The organism is Coprococcus sp. LG101-27, assembly GCF_027695515.1.
GTDB classification, from domain to species: domain Bacteria; phylum Bacillota; class Clostridia; order Lachnospirales; family Lachnospiraceae; genus Allocoprococcus; species Allocoprococcus comes.
On record NZ_JAQEUJ010000063.1, the window covers coordinates 1 to 790 of the forward strand.

1 protein-coding gene is annotated in these 790 nt (G+C 33.5%); it reads left to right on the forward strand.

Translation table 11 applies throughout. From position 1 onward, the window contains the following. The first annotated feature begins 13 nt into the window (after positions 1–13). On the forward strand, positions 14–760 hold the full coding sequence (locus PG766_RS16855) for an alpha/beta hydrolase (RefSeq protein WP_005342006.1): 747 nt from the start codon (positions 14–16) through the stop codon (positions 758–760). Positions 761–790 lie beyond the last annotated feature (30 nt).

A 790-nucleotide genomic window follows, 5' to 3' on the forward strand; every position in this document is an offset into this window, starting at 1 on the left:
GAGGTGAAAGAGGTTGAATTATGTAGAATATGGAAAAGAAAACAGCGATGTAATTATCCTCTTACACGGAGGCGGTTTATCATGGTGGAATTACAAAGAGGTTGCTGAAAGACTTCAAACAGATTATCATGTGGTTTTGCCTATATTAGATGGTCATGCAGGATGTGATAAGCAGTTTACAACGATAGAGAATAATGCTTTGGATATTATAGAATTTGTAAATAGCAAATTGGGCGGTTCTGTTTTAATGATGGGAGGACTATCGCTTGGAGGGCAGATTTTGCTTGAAATTTTATCTCAACGCAAAGATATATGTAAGTATGCAATAGTGGAAAGTGTACTTGTGATACCTTCAAAATTTACATATTCTATGATTAAACCGGCGTTTGGAAGTTGCTATGGCTTAATAAAGTATAAGTGGTTTTCAAAATTGCAATTCAAATCACTACGAATAAAGTCGAATTTGTTTGATGAATATTACAAAGATACTTGTGCTATTAGAAAGAGTGATATGATTGCCTTTTTACAGGAAAACTCAGTATATTCACTAAAAGATGGCATTGGAGAGTGTGAAGCAACCGTTCAAATTTATGTTGGAGAAAAAGAAAAGCAATCAATGAAAAAATCTGCTAAAATCATTCATGAAAAATTGCAGGATAGTTTTATACAAGTTCTTCCTAATATGTATCATGGAGAGTTTTCAATAAACCACGCAGATGATTATGTGAGAAAACTATTAGAAATAGTAAAGCGAAGGTAACTTTCAGTCTTCAGCAGAGACTGAAAGCAA